Here is a 230-nt window from a genome sequence, read left to right as displayed (position 1 = left end):
ATTCGATATAAAAGATTACGTGTAGATGCCCTTCGTCAGACTGTTTTTGAACTATTGGAAAACCCAACGTACAGAAATGCAGCCAAAGAAGTTCAATCGAGTTTAATTAATGCAGGGGGAAATGATCGTGCGGTTGAATTGCTGGAAAATTTTGTTGAACAATCCACTTTAGTTCCTGTGTAAGCCTATGAAATCGCTCTTAACTAATTTAGAAACAAAGACTAATAATG

Annotated in this window: 1 protein-coding gene; it reads left to right on the top strand. The window is 36.1% G+C overall.

Features of this window, described 5'->3' with window-relative positions:
* Nucleotides 1–183 (top strand): hypothetical protein (locus SCA31_RS25790; RefSeq protein ID WP_410699770.1); only part of this gene is annotated, 183 nt, incomplete at its 5' end.
* Nucleotides 184–230: the final 47 nt, after the last annotated feature.

The organism is Chryseobacterium sp. SIMBA_028, assembly GCF_046535285.1.
GTDB lineage: Bacteria > Bacteroidota > Bacteroidia > Flavobacteriales > Weeksellaceae > Chryseobacterium.
The sequence above is the reverse complement of the archived record's forward strand: the minus strand, read 5'-3'. Positions and strand labels throughout refer to the sequence as shown.